We start from the raw sequence: 17,106 nt of genomic DNA, 5'->3' as shown, positions 1-17,106 counted from the left end.
TATGGTTCCATTTTTAGATTTAAAGAAAATCAATAAGCCTTACGAAGAAGCTTTTCAAAAAGGCTTTCAGCAATTTTTAGCTTCGGGTTATTATGTGTTAGGAAATGCCGTTAAGGAATTTGAACAGACATTTGCAACGTATTGTGGAGTTCATTTTTGTGTGGGTGTCGGCAATGGTTTAGATGCACTCACACTAATTTTGAAAGGATATATCGCGTTAGGAAAACTGAAAGAAGGCGATTACGTGATCGTAGCAGCCAACACTTATATTGCCACTATTTTAGCGATTAAACATGCGGGTTTACAACCTGTTTTAGTAGAACCTGATGCAGCAACTTTTAACTTAGATCCCGAAGAAGTTAAGAAGCAATTAAACCCATCGGTTAAAGCTATTTTGGTCACGCATTTATATGGGCAATTGGCCGATATAGAAGCTTTAAAAGAAATCACATCAACAAATAATTTACTTCTCATTGCCGATGCTGCGCAGGCTCACGGAGCAAAAGATACGAACGGAAATAAAGCAGGAAGTCTGGCCGATGCAACCGGTTTTAGTTTTTACCCAAGTAAAAATCTAGGCGCTTTAGGCGATGGCGGAGCGGTCACCACCAACGATGAAGATTTAGCTCAGGTAATTGCTCAGTTAAGAAATTACGGAACTTCTTCAAAATATATTAATGAGTATATCGGCGTAAATTCACGTTTAGATGAATTGCAAGCTTATTTTTTATTAGAAAAACTGAAAGATCTAGACGAGGCTAATCAACAGCGAAGATTAGTTGCTCAACGTTACTTAGCTGAAATTAAAAATGAAAAAATTCAGCTTCCGTTTTGGGATGGGAGTGAAAATCATGTGTTTCATTTATTTGTAATTCAAGTAAAAGATCGAGCGCATTTTTCGGCCTATCTAGAAAAGCAGGAATTGGGTTATTTAATTCATTACCCGTTACCGCCGCATCAACAAAAAGCGTTTTCAGAATTTTCACATTTGTCATTCCCTATCACAGAGAAAATTCATCGGGAAGTGGTAAGTATTCCCATGAGTCCGATAATGGAAAAAGAGGAAATCGATCGAGTGATTTCAGTATTAAATGCGTATTGATCTTTTCCAAAGAAGTTTGCTGAAATAGATATTCATAAATAAAAAGTGAAGGATATAACTTATTAAATAAGCGACAGCGATACCGACAAAACCGAGTTTAGGGATTAATGAAACGCTAAGTATAAAGAATGTAAGACTCCACCCAATTTGTACTCCTATAAACGTTTTTACATGAACTTTTGCTAGGATTAAATTTCCTAAAACCCAACTATTTATTTTAATTATATCTCCTAATATTTGGAAAAATAATAAACTCGAAATCACTAGAAATTCTTCTGTATATACTAAAGTGATAAAGAAATCTCTAAATAAGATCACGATAGCTCCGGCAGTAATAGATATAGGGATAGTGATCTTCCAGATATTGAAAATTTCTTTTCGTAAATGTTTGGTATATAATTTTGAAAACGTTGGCAAAAGATAGAATCCGAAAGCAGAGGTGAGTACGGTTACAAAAATACCCGATAAGCGCCAAAGTGATTCCCAATACCCCGTGTAATCTATACCTAATTGAGAATTGATATATTTTCTGATGGCAATTAAAGTTACCGATAAGGTTATGGTGCCGACAATCATCATTAAAGAAAACCGAGAAAGTTTTTTAAATTCTTTTTTATGAAACTTTTCTCTGAACCAATCTAATCGAAAAGGCTTTTTTAAAATAAATAACAGCAATACAATAAAGTTAATCAACTGAATTAAAGCAAGATTAATAAAAACGCCTTTCAGTCGATAATGATAGATTAAAAGTAGCGCGCAAACTGATGCTAAGACATTAGAAACTATGGAGATTAATATGTATTTTTTGATCTCGTGCAAACCATTTAATATAGACATCGCTGTGGTAAAAAATACCATTGGTAAAATGCTAATGGCAATTAATATAAAATAGGTGGTATAACTATTTAAATTTGTTAAGTAACTTAATATTTGCTTGCTGAAAATAACGCTTAGCGAGGCTATGATGATAGAAATTACAAACTGACTTATGAAAATTGTACTTAAGTATTTTTTTAATTGCTCCGGATTCTCTTTATGCGTAGAAACATATTTGACAATACCTTTATCAAAACCTAATTGACCTAATGATAGAGTGATTTTTAAAAAATCTTTAAGCTGCCCGATAACCGCGAAACCTTCAGTACCAATAAAAATGGCTATAAATTTATTGGTAAGTAAACCTAAACCCATCGAAATGACGGTTTGAATACCAGATAATATAGAGGTTCTAAAAAAATTCATGAAGCCTTATAGAAGTCTTGCCAAGATGTAAACTTGAGACCTGTAATTTGTTGAAGTAATAAAACATCGTCTTTGTAAAGGTTACGTAAAAAAGCTCTTTCTTTATCGGTGATCTGAGGTAGTGGTTTTTTGGTTTTTAAAACGGATAATAGAATCTCAGTAGCTTTCTTTTTATATTTTCTTCTAAACTTTACCGGAAATAAATGTTTAACTATTTCACTCGTTTTACTTTTGTTAAACATAAAAACCCTCATTCTCCTATAGAGTTGTGGGAACCTTACTTTTACAGTTTTATTTGAGGTTACTTCTTTTAAATTTTCTAAAGGTTGAATACCTAAAAATTCAAAACAGGAATTTATCGTTTCTAATTGATTATTTTTTAAATCTTCAAAAAGAATAATTTTTACATTTTTTGCATCAAAATGTTCTAAAAACCGCTTCAGCCATTTACCGTACAAACTATATTGATAATAATTTTTAATAATAAGTTCTGGTAATAAATCTTCTGAAGATGGCTCTTTTTGGTGTTCTTTAAGTACTGCAGTTTCCAAGTCTTCTGTTTCACTGCCTAAACTTTTTAAATAATTATAGTGAGAATAAGTCCTGTCGATCGGGTTTCTCAAAATAAGGATAAACTTACTGTTTGGGTTTGCTAGTCCAAAGAAGTTGTCTTTAAATTTTTCAAAATAAAAGTATCCGGTACTAGACTCTCCTCTGTAGCTGTATTGCTTTGTGAAATCAAAGTTTTCTAAGTATTTGTGAATAGCAATTGTAGAATTAATAATTTCAGGTTCAGAAGAAATAAAATGCGGTTCTTTATTTTTAGACATATTAATTTCAGGATGCAAATTAAGTAACTCGTGTAATGAGCTGGTACCAGATTTTGCAGCACCGGGAATAAATAAATTTATTTTTTTTAAATCACTTTGATCCATAAATAGAAACTAATTGCCTACAGATATATTAAAATTGCTACGCTATACAAACTGAAAAAATTATCTTTGGTAAATATTTATTCAAAAGTAAGATAAATAGATACTCCTTTAAATGAAAACGAGCTTAAATGATATTCATTTTATAGAAATACCTAAAATATCAGACCCTGATGGAAGAGGTAATCTCTCTGTGATTGAAAAAAATATACTTCCTTATAAGGTTGAAAGAATTTATTATTTGTACGATGTTCCTAGCGATTCTACTCGAGGAGGTCACGCACATATAAAGCTTCAACAATCATTAATAGCGCTTAGCGGAAGTTTTGATGTAGTGTTAGACGATGGTGAAAAACGAGAAATCGTTACCCTAAATAAGCCTAATAAAGCATTATATATTGCTCCGGGAATCTGGCGAGAAATAGAGAATTTTTCTTCGGGAGCGGTATGTTTAGCGATAGTTTCTGAGGTTTATAAAGAAGAAGATTACATACGAGATTACCAAGAATTTTTAAAATTCAAATCAGATCGTCAACACTAAGCAGTAAAAGAGTTTGCAGTATAACGTATAGAGTATTTAGTATAGCGTTTTTTGACAGTATACATTATACGATTTACAACTTACAGATTATAATACTTAAATATAAAATTAAACCTAATTTCACTCATCAACTCAAAGACTCACTAACTAATCTCTCCAAACCTCAAAATACTGTTGTGCTACTTTTCGATAATCGTGGTTTTCTTCAATAAATTTACGGGCGTTTTTTCCTATTTCTTCAATTTTTGAAGGATTTTCAATAAGCCAAGATAATTTTTCGACGAGATAATCTACATCAGGTAAGGCGTTAATACAAACTTCATCTTCAGCTAAATTGTAATACTCCAAAAATTCTCTTTCAGCTCCGGTTAAAACAACTTTACCTTTAGCCATCGCTTCTAAAGCATTGTAACCTTGATCGTAAGCATAAACCATATCTAAAAAGATATGAGCGGTATTGTAAGAGTCGATATAGGTTTGATAAGGGACATTTTCTGTAACCTTGATTTCTACTTTATGCTGAAATTTTTCAGCAATAATTTCTAAGGCTTTTTCAAAAAAATCATTTCCTTTTTTATAGAAATTTTGTCGATTAATTCCGTGAAAAATCACCACCTTATCTTTAATTCGGTTTTCTATAAATTCTATTTTTTCTAAGTTAATAGGGTTGGGGATGAGTCCGATATATTTAGAGTGATGAAGCATTGGTAAATGATAATCGATATCACTAGCCACTACACCTTCAATATGATTAAAAATAAATTGATGATGTGCTAAATAATTGGGTTGAAGTGGTTTTAAAACGTGCTGAAATTTCTTTGCTGAAATTTTATCTTCAAAATACGGAGTTAGTACAGAATAGCGATACTTTTTATCGTGAGCATAGGTGATGCTTAGGTAATCGGTGCCGCAGCAAAGAAGAAATATTTTTTTATTATGCTTTTTTAAAAACTGAACGATAGCTCGCTCGTAAGGTAAAGCAACACCAATAGGTTTTTCATTAATTAGCTGAACAACATCATAATTTTTTAAACTACCGGCGTGATTAAAAAATTGCCTTTTTAAATCGTAAGAAGTAATATCGAAACCGGTTAGAAGATGAATCCCGATTTTTATTTTTCTAGAAAAGCCGCTATCAAACCTTCGTTTTAATTTGAGATCTGCAGGAAAGTTTTTAAAAAAATCTCCAGCAGCGATCAACGTAACTTCGTGACCTAAGGCTACTAAACCTTCTTGTAAAGAATTATGAAGTCGGCTATATTCGCCTACCAATAATATTTTCATAAATAAACTTACCTTTACTTCTTCTTTTCAAAAGTACGATAATTATGAGCTTAAAAGCCAAGAAAATCTGTATAGTAGGAATTTCACTCGCGCGCGGTGGTGCAGAGCGAGCTATGGCTTTACAATCAAAAATTTTTACAGATTTAGGCTACGAGGTACATATTATAATTTTAAATGATGATATCGATTATCCGTTTGCCGGAAAAATTTTCAACTTAGGGAAAACCAAAAAAGGAAAAGATAATTTTTTGAAGCGTTTTTGGCGAATGCATCAAATTAGAAAATATGTTAATCAACACAACTTCGACTTTCTTGTAGATCATCGTCCTAAAGATGAATATTTTAAAGAACTACTTTATGCAAAATATGCTTATCAACATCTAAAGAATAGAATTTATATAGTTCACAGTGCTCGTAAAGAAACTTATTTAACCGATAAGCCGCATAAAATAAGTTCTATTTATAATAAAAATTATGCGACAGTTGCGGTTTCTAATTATATAAAAACTGAACTTTTGCCTGAATACGGAATTGAAAAAATTACACAGATCTACAATCCTTTCTATGAGGTGAAAGAAAATGCGATGGGAGAATTCCCCGAAATTTTGAAAGACAAAAAATATATACTTTCGTACGGAAGATTAGTCGATGCGACCAAAGACTTTCGGTTTTTAATTCGCTCTTTTGAAGCCTCAAGATTATGGCAACATCATATTCATTTGGTGATTATGGGAAAAGGACCCGATTTACCAATGTTGAAAGATTATGCTCAACAGACTCAAGCAAGAGATAAAATTCTTTTTCTTCCATTTCAAAAAGAACCTTTTTCGATTATCAAAAATAGCCGATTTGTTACGCTTACGAGTAATTATGAAGGGTTTCCGATGGTTTTACTTGAAAGTTTATCATTAGGAACGCCGGTAATAAGTTTAGATATAAAATCTGGACCATCAGAAATAATTCAGCATCAAAAAAATGGTTTACTCGTTAAAAATAGAGATGAAAATGATTTTGCCAATGCTATGAAGTTAATGTGGAATGATGAAGCACTATATGCTGAAATTAAAAAGAATACAAGCTTGTCGTTAAGTAAATTTTCACTTTCCACTATCACTACACAATGGAAAGATTTACTAGAAAATACCTCTGTTTAAATGAAAAAAATAATTAGTAAGGTAAATAGCTTTCTTAGTAAGGTTGCAGAAAAAAAACTCAAGATCAAGAATGATAGAGATCAATTACCTGCGGAAAGATTTATAATTAAAGAGCCGTTTTCCTTTAAAATAAATCTCACTAGTTATCATATAAATTCTGATCCTTATTGGAAAGAACAAAAGGTTTACCAAAGTCACGAAATTTATTATACCGAAGTGAAAAATGCGAGTATCATAGGTAAAGGAGTTGTGGTTAATCGTGAAGGTGAAGTTTTGTTAGAAAGCACGATTTTTCAAAAAGAGTACCTTGATAAATTAAATGTAAATCACTTAATTTCTTGTCAAAAACTTTTGCCAACTCGAAAGCTAGAAAAGGTTTTTTCGGTAGCTAATCGGTTAGATAAAAGTTATTATCATTGGACATTGGAGATTTTACCTCGAATTTTAGTAGCAAATCAAACTCCATCATTCAATAATTATAAAATCTTAATAGCTCATCATTCTCCTTCATATACAAAAGAATCTATAGCTTTCCTTTTTCCTTCTTTGGCGGCTAATATTGAAGAGGTAAAAGTTTTTCAGCGCGTAATTACAAATACGACAAGATTAATTCCTTTTCTGCATATTCGAGATACATCTACTCGAATGATGAATATTTATTATCCTGAAATGATTGTTAAGCTCAATAAACTAGCTCATCAACAAATTGAAAACATAGAAAATATTCAAAAAAAGTATCCAACACATTTAATTATTTCAAGGAAGAATGCATTACAAAGAAGGATTTTAAATGAAGAGGAAACAGTAAAATATCTCGGTAAGTATGGTTTTGTAAATATATGTTTAGAAGAATTACCATTTAAAGAACAATTACTACATTTTTACTACGCTAAAAAAGTGATAGCCGTTCACGGAGCAGGAATTACAAATATAATTTATGGTAAAAATCTTAAGCTATTAGAATTATTTCCAGAAGAAAGAACGATTAGAGATGCTCATTATTTTGCCCAAATAAGTGCGGCGCTTAACTTTGATCATTTTCTTATAAAATATAAATCTTCTAATATTAATCAGGATCTTAGGATCGATCAAAAATTATTGGCAAAAATCGGCAAAACTTTATCACTTGAAATGCTTTAAGAAAAAGGAGTTTTTATAAGCTATTTCTCGAAGAGAATTTAGGTGTTGTAGAAGTTGAGCGGGTAATTTTAATAAGACTTTTTGTTTACGGCTTAAATTATTAAAATCTATAAAGTTTTTAGCTCGACGATAAGTAATCGTGTTTCCGTTAATTTTAGAGCGCAAAGCAATTCCGTATCTTTTAAAATCCATATATTTTTTAAAATATAGGTTTTGTTTTTCCTCTTCCAGATAAGAAGTGAATAATTGAAGTCTTATTTCTTCATATTTATTTTTAGATAAACTATCAGAAATTCCTTTGTGATAGAGCATTGTAATTTCTGGATGAAAAACAATTTCATAAGAAAGCACATAGCGAATCCATAAATCTAAATCTTGCCCGGTTAGGTAATCTTCATTAAAACCGCCTAATTCTAAAAACGTTTTGTTTGTAAAACAAACGGCAGAAGTCCACACTAAATTATCTGCCAAACTATGCTTAAAGTAATCTTTAATTTTAATAGCAGTTTTAGGCAAACTGAAGTGAGAAAATCTAGCAGGTTTTATAATGTTTTCATTATATTTTATAGAATAATTTGTGGTAAACAAAGCAGCTTCAGGAAACTTTTCTATACAATCTTTTAATATTGAAAGATGATTTTCTCTCCACTCATCATCGGCATCAATTAGCGCAATATATTTAGCTTTTGCTTTTTTAATTCCGAAATTTCTTGCGGCTGCCGCTCCTTTATTTTTTTGATGAAATAGCTTAATTCGCTTATCAGAAAAACTTTCAACTACCTTCACGCTATTGTCGGTAGAACCATCATTTACAATGATCACTTCAAAATCTGAAAAATCTTGTTGCAGAACTAGATCTAACGTTTTTTTAAAGTGAGTTTCTTTATTGTAAAGTGGTATGACAACAGAAAAATAAGGCATATTTACGAATTAAATTCTTTACTTAAATAATTGGCGATCGTTTTTGCTGCCGGTAAATTTCTATCGGTAATATAACCTTCAAGTAAATGATTTTTAAAAAGATGAAATAAATAATTGATACGTTTTGTTTCGTTAATTTTATACTGAAGCGCTTCTTTTAAAAGCTCTTTTAAATCTTCTTTCTTATTTAATTTTAAACAAATTCCGCTAGCATCATAATAAGAATTTGCAAGCGTAATCACCGTTTTTTTATGGACGATCGCTTCTAAACCAACGGTTGAATTATTAACGATAACCACATCAGAAGCTTGAAGACATTCATTAAAACCTGAATTGGTATCTAAAAATATATTTTCGTGGGTTTTTAAATATTCATAAAATTTAGCACTGTATTTTCCTTTATAAACCGGATGCTCTCTAATAATCAATTTACTTTTCTCCGGTAAATTTTTATGAACATCAAGCAAAATTTGATAGTGGTTGCTGTAAAACGGACTATGATGCGTCATATTCACATCAAAAGGAACTTGGCATATAAGCAAATAGGTATGATCAAAAACTAGCTCTGCTTTAGTTGAATTTTTTAAAGAAGGTGAATTGTTATTACCAAAAAGCGAATAATCAATTTTTAGATCTGGCGGCAAAAAAGGAGTTTTGTTCAACAAAGCTTCTAAAAGATAATCAATACCTCTGTAAATAGGAGAACGATTATATTTTCGATTTTTTTTACGTTGAATAAAATCTTGAATAAACTCTTTCTTTTCAACTAAATTGGTTTCATCACTTGAGTTGAAAAATCTAACAGAAGCATTTGCATTGACCCCTTTTTGATCAAAAAAAGTAGTTTGATAAGGACCTTGCTCTATATAATAAGCTGAAATATTATTTTGTTGAGCGAACTTTCTGGCGATCTCAAACGGAAGTCTTAAATCACCGATCAACAAGAGGTAATCAATATTTTTTATTTTTTTTTCTAACAGATCAATATAAGCAAGCGCTTGTAATTGTATAGCGGTTTTATTGTTTTGACGGTAATAATTTTGGGTAAGCTCTTCAATAGAAAAACCTTTGTAACTTGAATATTCACTAAGAATTTTCTTGTACTTTTTTCGCTGAAGAAAACTCTTTGTTAAAGCTCGATAACTAATAAATGAGGAAGGAATAAACCTTAGTAAAGCATAAAAATAACCACTAAAATAAATATTTAAAATGCTGAATTGTACCTGAGGATGCTTAGTGGTTAATTGTTTTTTTATTCCGATAAAAAATCGAGCAAACTTATCGTAATAACCAATACAAACCACTTTCATAAGCAGACTTCTTAAGCACTCTTTTGTACCACTTCAAACACTTTTTGTCCGTCACATTTTAGTGTTTTAGAAGGGTATTTCAATAAAAGTGCATAATCGTGAGTTGCCATTAAAATAGTACGTCCGTTTTTATTGATCTCTTTAAGAACTTCCATTACTTCAACCGAAGTTTGCGGGTCTAAATTTCCTGTCGGTTCATCGGCTAAAATAAGTTCGGGATCGTTAAGAAGAGCTCTGGCAATGGCAACACGTTGCTGCTCACCACCCGAAAGTTGATAAGGGTATTTAAAATTTTTAGTTTTCATCCCAACTTTTTCCAACACTTCATCAATTTTGCTTTCCATCGCGCGTTTCTCTTTCCAGCCGGTCGCTTTAAGTACAAATAATAAATTGTCTTTTACCGTACGATCATTCAATAATTTAAAATCCTGAAAAACCACGCCTAGTTTTCTACGCAAATGCGGAATTTGTTTTTGTTTCAACTTACGTAAATCAAAACCTACAATACTACCTTCACCTTCGCTAAGGGGTAAATCGCCGTAAAGTGTTTTCATAAAACTACTTTTACCGGTACCGGTTTTACCAATTAGGTAAACAAAATCACCTTTGTTAATTTCGACATCAACATTCGATAAAATTAAATTTTCACGTTGGTAAATCGCCGCATTGCGAAGTTCTAGAATAGCGTTAGACATAAATTGTACTTTAGGCTTTAAAGGTAAATTTTTCTATAAAATAAAACTCAAAATTCTGTAAAAAAGTATCGAGGCCTATTTCAGTAATAAATTTTGTTTTAACATTAACATAATTAAAGCATTTTTTATACGTTTTAACAATAGAGTTTCATTTATATTTGACTTTGTAGTTAACAAAAAACTTCATCTGAATGCATTACAAATCATTTCTTAGTATTTTAATGATTATAGCCGCAAGTTTTATCGGTTTTTCACAGCAATCTGCCGTGTATACCAACGATTTTGCCGACTATAATAAAGCCTTAGATCTTTACAATAACCATCAATATAAAGCAGCACAAACCTTGTTTAAAGAGGTGAAGTCGAATGCGAAAACGACTTCTTTAGAATCAGATTGTGCTTATTATGTAGCCAATTGTGCCGTGCGATTAAATCAATCGAATGCCGACGAATTGATGGAAGATTTTGTTCAAAATTATCCGTCGAGTACCAAAAGAAATTCAGCCTACATCAACGTGGCGAATTATTATTTTGAAAACGGTCAATACAACTACGCAAGAAAGTGGTTCGATGAGGTTGATGAAAGCAGCCTTTCTAAAAGTGAATTGCAAGAATTTTACTTTAACAATGGTTACGCGTATTTTAAAGCCGGAAGAAAAGGCGAAGCTAAAAAGTACTTAAATCGTGTTCGCGATTCTAAAGAATATGGTTCACAAGCCAAATATTACTTAGGTTTTATGGCTTATGAAGGTGATGATTACGAAGAAGCAAACGAAATGTTCGATCAGGTAAAAGATGAAAACCGTTACAATCGTAACCTTTCTTATTTTCAGGCCGATATGAATTTTAAATTAGGAAAATTTCAAGAAGCCATCAACTTAGGGAAAGAGCAATTAGAAAATTCTAATGCCTTAGAACGTTCAGAATTAAATAAGATCATCGGTGAGAGTTATTTCAACTTAGAGCAATACGATCAAGCCATTCCATATTTACAAGAATATCGTGGTAAACGTGGTAAGTGGAACAACACCGATTATTACCAATTAGGTTACGCTTATTATAAGCAAGGCGATTACCAAAAAGCCGTTTCAGAATTCAACAAAATCATCGACGGTCAAAATCACGTGGCGCAAAATGCGTATTATCATTTAGCTGAATCTTATATTGAATTAGGCAAAAAACAGGAAGCTTTAAATGCGTTTAAAAATGCTTCGGAAATGGGTTTTGATGAAAAAATTCAGGAAGACGCGGCTTTAAATTATGCGAAGTTGAGTTACGAAATCGGGAATAACTATAAAAGTATCCCGGAAGTGTTAACTGAATTTATCGAAAAGTATCCGGAATCTCGCGAGCGTGAAGAAATTGAAGAGCTATTGGTCGATTCTTACGTAACTTCAAAAAACTACGAAAAAGCCTTAAATCTCTTAGAAAGCAGTAACGATTACGACGATAAAGTAGTTTACCAAAAAGTAGCTTATTACCGCGGAACCGAATTATATATTGACGGCAATTATAGCGGAGCTTTAGTGTTATTCAACAAATCTTTAGCCGAGCGAAACAATCAAACCTTTACTGCAAAAGCAACGTATTGGAAGGCAGAATGTGATTATAACTTAGAAAACTTCAGTGAAGCGTTAATCGGTTATAAAGAATTTAAAGGAATGGCAGCCGCCAAAAACACTGCCGAATATGAAAACATAGACTATAATATAGCCTATACGTATTTTAAAAGAAAGGACTACGCAACTGCTATCAATGCATTTAAAAATTATGCTGAAAAGTCGAACATACCGAAAACGCAAAAAAACGATGCATATTTAAGATTAGGGGATAGTTATTTTGTAACTAGCGATTACTGGTCGGCTATGGAAGCTTACAATAATGCGATTGCCATGAAAGGTATCGATAGCGATTATGCCTATTTTCAGAAAGCGATCAGCTATGGGTTTGTAGATAAAAACGATCGTAAGATTGAAGACTTAGAAGCTTTCTTGAGTAAATACAACAAGTCAATTTACCGTGACGATGCTTACTACGAATTAGGTAACACGTATGTGGCAACCGGCAATACGCAAAAAGCAATTCAGTCGTATAATAAATTGATCAACGAGCAATCTTCCAGTTCTTTTGTATCGAAAGCTTTATTAAAGCAAGGACTTATTTATTACAACAACGACCAAGGCGCAGAAGCTTTACAGAAATTTAAAAAAGTAGTTCAAGATTATCCTGGCACCGAAGAAGCCAATCAAGCAGTAAAAACCGCACGTGTGGTTTATGTAGATCTAGGCAGAACCGACGAATATGCTTCTTGGGTAAGCACCTTAGATTTTGTTGAAGTTTCAGACTCAGATATCGATAATGCTACTTACGAAGCAGCAGAAAATCAATTCATCGAAAATAATACAACGGCTGCCAAAAAAGGATTCAAAAAATACCTAAACGATTTCCCTAACGGTTTACACGCACTTTCGGCGCATTTCTATTTAGGTCAGTTACAGTTTAGAGATGAAGAAAAAGATCAAGCCATTCCGCATTATAAATATGTGGTTGAGCAATCGAGAAGTGAGTTTACCGAGCAGGCGTTAGCACGTTTATCGCAATTATACTTAGAAAATAAAAACTATCAAGCGGCGATCCCGGTTTTAAAGCGTTTAGAGCAAGAAGCAGATTTTCCGCAGAATATCACTTTCGCACAATCTAATTTGATGAAAGCTTATTATCAATTAGAAAATTATGAAAACACTGTTCAGTATGCTGAAAAAGTATTGCAAGACACCAAGATCGAAAATAACGTGAAGAGTGATGCGCAGGTATTTATTGCACGTTCTGCTATAAAAACAGGAGATGAAGCAAGAGCAAAAACCGCTTATCAAGAAGTAAAGAAAATCGCCACCGGAAGTTTAGCAGCAGAAGCTCAATATTATGATGCTTATTTCAAAAGAAAAGAAGACAGCTTTGAAGCTTCCAACGAAGCAGCACAAATTTTAGCTCGTGATTATTCTGGTTATAAAAAATGGGGAGCAAAAGGCTTATTGTTAATGGGGCAAAACTTCTACGATTTAGATGATGCTTACCAAGCCACTTACATTTTAGATGCATTAATTGAAAATTTTCAAAATTATCCTGATGTAATTGAAGAAGCCAAAGCCGAATTAGCTAGAATTAAAAGTGAACAGGCAGAAACAAATTCTTCCGTAGAAGCAGAACAAAACTAATTTCAACAACAAACAAACTAATCTTTCTTATATGCAACGCATTTCATTAAGTAAAGGACTTTTATATATTTCAGCATTATTTATTTCGACCATCGCTTTTAGTCAGGAAGATGAGGAAGAAGGCGATATCGATACCGAACGTTTAATTATCGTAAAACCATATTCGCCAACAGTTAGTGATGCGTTTAAGGTAAAACAAATGCCGAAAATCAACGATTCTACCGAGCAGAAGAAAAAACAGGTGAATTACGATATTTACTCATTTCCGGTAGCGTCAACATTTACACCGGCAAAAGGTAGAGCAGCAGGAGTGGTTACCAAAGGTAGACCGAGTTTATACAACAATTACGCGGCTTTAGGCTTCGGAAATTATGCAAATGTAATGGCCGAATTTTACGGCGGTTTACAAGTGAACAGAAACCAAGAATTAGGGATCGCTTTAACGCATAATTCTTCCCAAGGCGGAATCGAAAATGCTACGTTAGACGATAAATATTACGATACAGCATTAAATTTAGATTATAGCGGAGAAGCGCGTACTTTTACTTGGGGAGCCGAAGCCGGATTTCAACATCAGGTTTTTAATTGGTATGGAGCGCCGGACTTTTTACCGATTACCGATGAAGAATACAATAGTATCGATCCGCAGCATAGTTATTACGCAGTAGCTTTAGGCGGAAATATCGATGTAGAGAGAAGTGTTTTCGATAAAGCTGAAATCAACTACCGAAGATTTGGTGATAATTTTAGCAGCGGTGAAAACCACGTAACGATTAATCCCGAATTCGAATTTGCGGTGCGTGATCAATTGATCAATTTAGATTTTTCAGCAGATTACGTGAATGGAAGCTTTGATCAAATGTTCGGTAATCCCGATGCAGAAATCAAGTATAGTTATTTCAACTTAGGCGCGCATCCTAGTTTAAACTATTCGCAAGGCGATCTTTCGTTAGAAGCCGGAGCGCAAGTGGTGTATTCGATGGATGGTGAAAATGATAATAATGACTTTTTTGTGTATCCTAAAATTCACGCCAATTATCAGGTAGCGGGAGAATATTTTTCGGTGTATGCGGGAGCCGATGGTGGTTTGCAGCAAAATACTTATTATAATTTTGCGCAAGAGAATCCGTTTTTATCGCCAACGTTGTTCATAGCTCCAACCGATAAACAATACGATATTTACATCGGTGGAAAAGGAAAATTCACTGAAAACATTAGCTACGACATTAAAGGAAGCTATATTTCAGAACAAAGCAAAGCCTTATATACGCACAATCCTTACTTACCATTTTCTCCAAAAGAAGGTTATGAGTATTTTAATTCATTCGGACTTACATATGACAATGTAAACACGGTAAGGTTATTTGGTGAATTGCAGTTTGCTGTGAATGAAGATTTCAACTTAAGGGTAAATGCCAGTTTCTCGACTTACGATAACGAATTTGAAGAAGAAGCGTGGAATTTACCACAACTACAAGGAGCTTTAATGGCCGACTATCAAATCTCAGAAAAATGGTTTGCGGGAGCAAGTTTCTATTTTGTAGGCGAACGCAAAGACTATTACAACTACGACCTAACTCCGGTAGATGGTGGCGCAACCCAACGTGTAGAAGAATTAGGAGCCTTTTTAGATGCCAATCTAAGAGTAGGTTATAAGCTTAACGATCAACTTTCATTTTTTGTAAGAGGAAACAATTTAGCTGAAGGCAATTACCAACGTTGGATGGGTTATTCTGTACAAAGCGTACAGGTAATGGGCGGCGCTAGTTACCAGTTTGATTGGTAGTAGTTTAATTAAAAAATAGTTAAATAGAATTTATAGATACCAAAAAGCGTTTATCATGTATAAACGCTTTTTACTTTTGTGATAAATTAAAGATGAAAATGAAAAAAATCCTATTCATATTAGCCTGTATACTTTTATGTTCTTGTGAAGAAAAACAAGAAGTAGATCTATTGGTGATGAATGCGAAGATTTATACGGTCAATAAAAATTTTGATATTGCTAAAAGCTTCATTGTAGATGACGGTAAAATCTTAGCGGTTGGGCAAGGAGAACAATTGGTATTGAAATACAAGCCTAAAGAAACTTTAGATGCTGAAGGGAAAACTATAATTCCCGGGTTAATCGATGCACACGCTCATTTTTATAATCTAGGTTTACAATTGCAATCGGCAGATTTAACAGGCACTAAAAGCTTTGATGAGGTTGTTGAAAGAATTGTCGCTTATCAAAAAGAAAATCAAACCGATTTTATTTTAGGTCGCGGTTGGGATCAAAACGATTGGGAGGTAAAAGAATTCCCAAGAAAAGATACTTTAGATCAACTATTCCCTGATACGCCGATTGCGATAACAAGAATCGATGGTCACGCGATGTTAGCCAATCAAAAAGCATTAGATCTTGCTAACATCAAAAAGAATACAAAAGTTAGCGGAGGCGAAATTGAAAAGATTAACGATACACTTACCGGGATATTAATCGATAACCCGATGACGAAGATCTGGCAAGTGATTCCGCAACCGACCAAAAAACAAGAAATAGAAGGTTTATTAGCAGCTGAAAAAGCTACCTTAAAATACGGATTAACCACAATCGATGATGCCGGGTTAAGCAAATCTTCAATTATGCTCATCGATAGTTTGCAAAAAGCAGGAAAATTAAAAACTAAGCTTTATGCAATGGTGAGAAACAATGAAGCCGATGTTGATTACTTTCTAAATGAAGGAATTTTAAAAACCGATCGTTTGCACGTTCGTTCTGTAAAGGCTTATGCCGACGGAGCTTTAGGTTCACGCGGTGCAGCTTTAAAAGAAGAATATTCAGATAAAGAAAATCATTTTGGAGCGATGGTCGTTGGGATTGGTGAGTTTAAAGAATTGGCAGGGAAAATTAGCAATTCAGAATTTCAATTAAATACCCATGCGATCGGCGATTCTGCAAATTATGTAGTTTTAAAAATTTACGATTCGATCTTAAAAAATGGTACCGATAAACGTTGGCGAGTAGAACACGCACAAATTTTAGAAGAAAAAGATTTTAGCTATTTCAAAGGAAATAAAAATATTATTCCGTCAATTCAACCAACACACGCAACAAGCGATATGTATTGGGCAGAAGATCGAATAGGAGATCGAATTCATAATGCTTACGCCTATAAAAAACTTTTAAATCGTGCCGGTTTAGTTGCTTTAGGTACCGATTTTCCGGTAGAAAAAGTGAGTCCGTTTCTAACTTTTTACGCTGCGGTAGTTCGAAAAGATGCTTCGGGATATCCTAAAACTGGTTTTCAAATTGAAAATGCGATGAATAGAGAAAATACTTTACGCGGAATGACGATTTGGGCGGCTTATTCAAATTTTGAAGAACATGAAAAAGGAAGTATCGAAGCCGGTAAAGCTGCCGATTTTGTAATTCTCGATCGCGATATTATGTTTATTCCCGATGAAGAAATCTTAAAAACCAAAGTTGAAGCCACTTATATAAATGGTGAAAAAGTATATAGCCAACAAAATATGCTTAAAAAAAATAAACCTAATAGTTTACATTAAAAAAGGTTGGCAAATTAA

At 33.1% G+C, this 17,106-nt stretch carries 13 protein-coding genes; 7 read left to right on the top strand and 6 right to left on the bottom strand.

Annotated features, from left to right (window positions below):
• Position 1 precedes the first annotated feature (1 nt).
• Positions 2–1,102, top strand: a complete 1,101-nt coding sequence (locus G551_RS0110500) for a DegT/DnrJ/EryC1/StrS family aminotransferase (protein ID WP_027885542.1) — start codon at positions 2–4, stop codon at positions 1,100–1,102.
• Here G551_RS0110500 and G551_RS0110495 read toward each other — a convergent pair.
• Positions 1,088–2,344, bottom strand: coding sequence for an O-antigen translocase (locus tag G551_RS0110495; protein ID WP_027885541.1), 1,257 nt, complete (start codon positions 2,342–2,344; stop codon positions 1,088–1,090). The genes G551_RS0110500 and G551_RS0110495 overlap by 15 nt on opposite strands.
• Positions 2,341–3,279, bottom strand: a complete 939-nt coding sequence (locus G551_RS0110490; RefSeq protein ID WP_027885540.1) for a sulfotransferase domain-containing protein — start codon at positions 3,277–3,279, stop codon at positions 2,341–2,343. The genes G551_RS0110495 and G551_RS0110490 overlap by 4 nt, the downstream gene beginning before the upstream one ends.
• A gap of 112 nt (positions 3,280–3,391) precedes the next feature.
• Here G551_RS0110490 and G551_RS0110485 point away from each other — a divergent pair, with 112 nt between their 5' ends.
• Positions 3,392–3,817 (top strand): sugar 3,4-ketoisomerase, encoded by a 426-nt coding sequence (locus G551_RS0110485; RefSeq protein ID WP_027885539.1) that lies wholly within the window; start codon positions 3,392–3,394, stop codon positions 3,815–3,817.
• Positions 3,818–3,964: 147 nt separating this feature from the next.
• Here the strand turns inward: G551_RS0110485 and G551_RS0110480 are convergent, their stop codons facing one another.
• Entirely contained in the window at positions 3,965–5,101 is a 1,137-nt protein-coding gene (locus tag G551_RS0110480; RefSeq protein ID WP_027885538.1) for a glycosyltransferase, read from the bottom strand.
• Positions 5,102–5,145: 44 nt separating this feature from the next.
• Between G551_RS0110480 and G551_RS0110475 the strand changes: the two genes are divergently transcribed.
• Positions 5,146–6,255 carry a glycosyltransferase gene (locus tag G551_RS0110475; protein ID WP_027885537.1) on the top strand — a complete coding sequence of 370 codons (1,110 nt, stop codon included), beginning with the start codon at positions 5,146–5,148 and terminating at the stop codon, positions 6,253–6,255.
• Positions 6,256–7,395 carry a glycosyltransferase family 61 protein gene (locus G551_RS0110470; protein WP_027885536.1) on the top strand — a complete coding sequence of 380 codons (1,140 nt, stop codon included), beginning with the start codon at positions 6,256–6,258 and terminating at the stop codon, positions 7,393–7,395.
• On the opposite strand, the gene G551_RS15675 is transcribed toward G551_RS0110470, so the two are convergent.
• The 3 genes from G551_RS15675 to G551_RS0110455 are packed head-to-tail and all read right to left on the bottom strand — an operon-like array spanning position 7,378 to position 10,321.
• Positions 7,378–8,316, bottom strand: a complete 939-nt coding sequence (locus G551_RS15675; RefSeq protein ID WP_036243695.1) for a glycosyltransferase family 2 protein — start codon at positions 8,314–8,316, stop codon at positions 7,378–7,380. The genes G551_RS0110470 and G551_RS15675 overlap by 18 nt on opposite strands.
• Positions 8,317–8,318: 2 nt before the next feature.
• Positions 8,319–9,626, bottom strand: a complete 1,308-nt coding sequence (locus G551_RS0110460) for a capsular polysaccharide export protein, LipB/KpsS family (RefSeq protein ID WP_027885535.1) — start codon at positions 9,624–9,626, stop codon at positions 8,319–8,321.
• Between the two features lie 11 nt (positions 9,627–9,637).
• Positions 9,638–10,321 (bottom strand): cell division ATP-binding protein FtsE, encoded by a 684-nt coding sequence (locus G551_RS0110455; RefSeq protein ID WP_027885534.1) that lies wholly within the window; start codon positions 10,319–10,321, stop codon positions 9,638–9,640.
• Between the two features lie 191 nt (positions 10,322–10,512).
• On the opposite strand from G551_RS0110455, the gene G551_RS0110450 reads away from it, so the two are divergent.
• The 3 genes from G551_RS0110450 to G551_RS15670 all read left to right on the top strand — a co-directional run bounded on the left by G551_RS0110450 (position 10,513) and on the right by G551_RS15670 (position 17,088).
• Positions 10,513–13,536, top strand: coding sequence for a tetratricopeptide repeat protein (locus G551_RS0110450; protein WP_027885533.1), 3,024 nt, complete (start codon positions 10,513–10,515; stop codon positions 13,534–13,536).
• Positions 13,537–13,567: 31 nt separating this feature from the next.
• Complete coding sequence (locus tag G551_RS0110445; RefSeq protein ID WP_027885532.1) at positions 13,568–15,322, top strand: TonB-dependent receptor; 1,755 nt, start codon at positions 13,568–13,570, stop codon at positions 15,320–15,322.
• 98 nt (positions 15,323–15,420) lie between these two features.
• Entirely contained in the window at positions 15,421–17,088 is a 1,668-nt protein-coding gene (locus G551_RS15670; RefSeq protein WP_189394869.1) for an amidohydrolase, read from the top strand.
• The last annotated feature ends 18 nt before the right edge of the window (positions 17,089–17,106 follow it).

This window comes from Mesonia mobilis DSM 19841 (assembly GCF_000423405.1).
GTDB lineage: Bacteria > Bacteroidota > Bacteroidia > Flavobacteriales > Flavobacteriaceae > Mesonia > Mesonia mobilis.
Note: the sequence above shows the minus strand (reverse complement) of the source record. Positions and strands in the feature narration are given on the sequence as shown.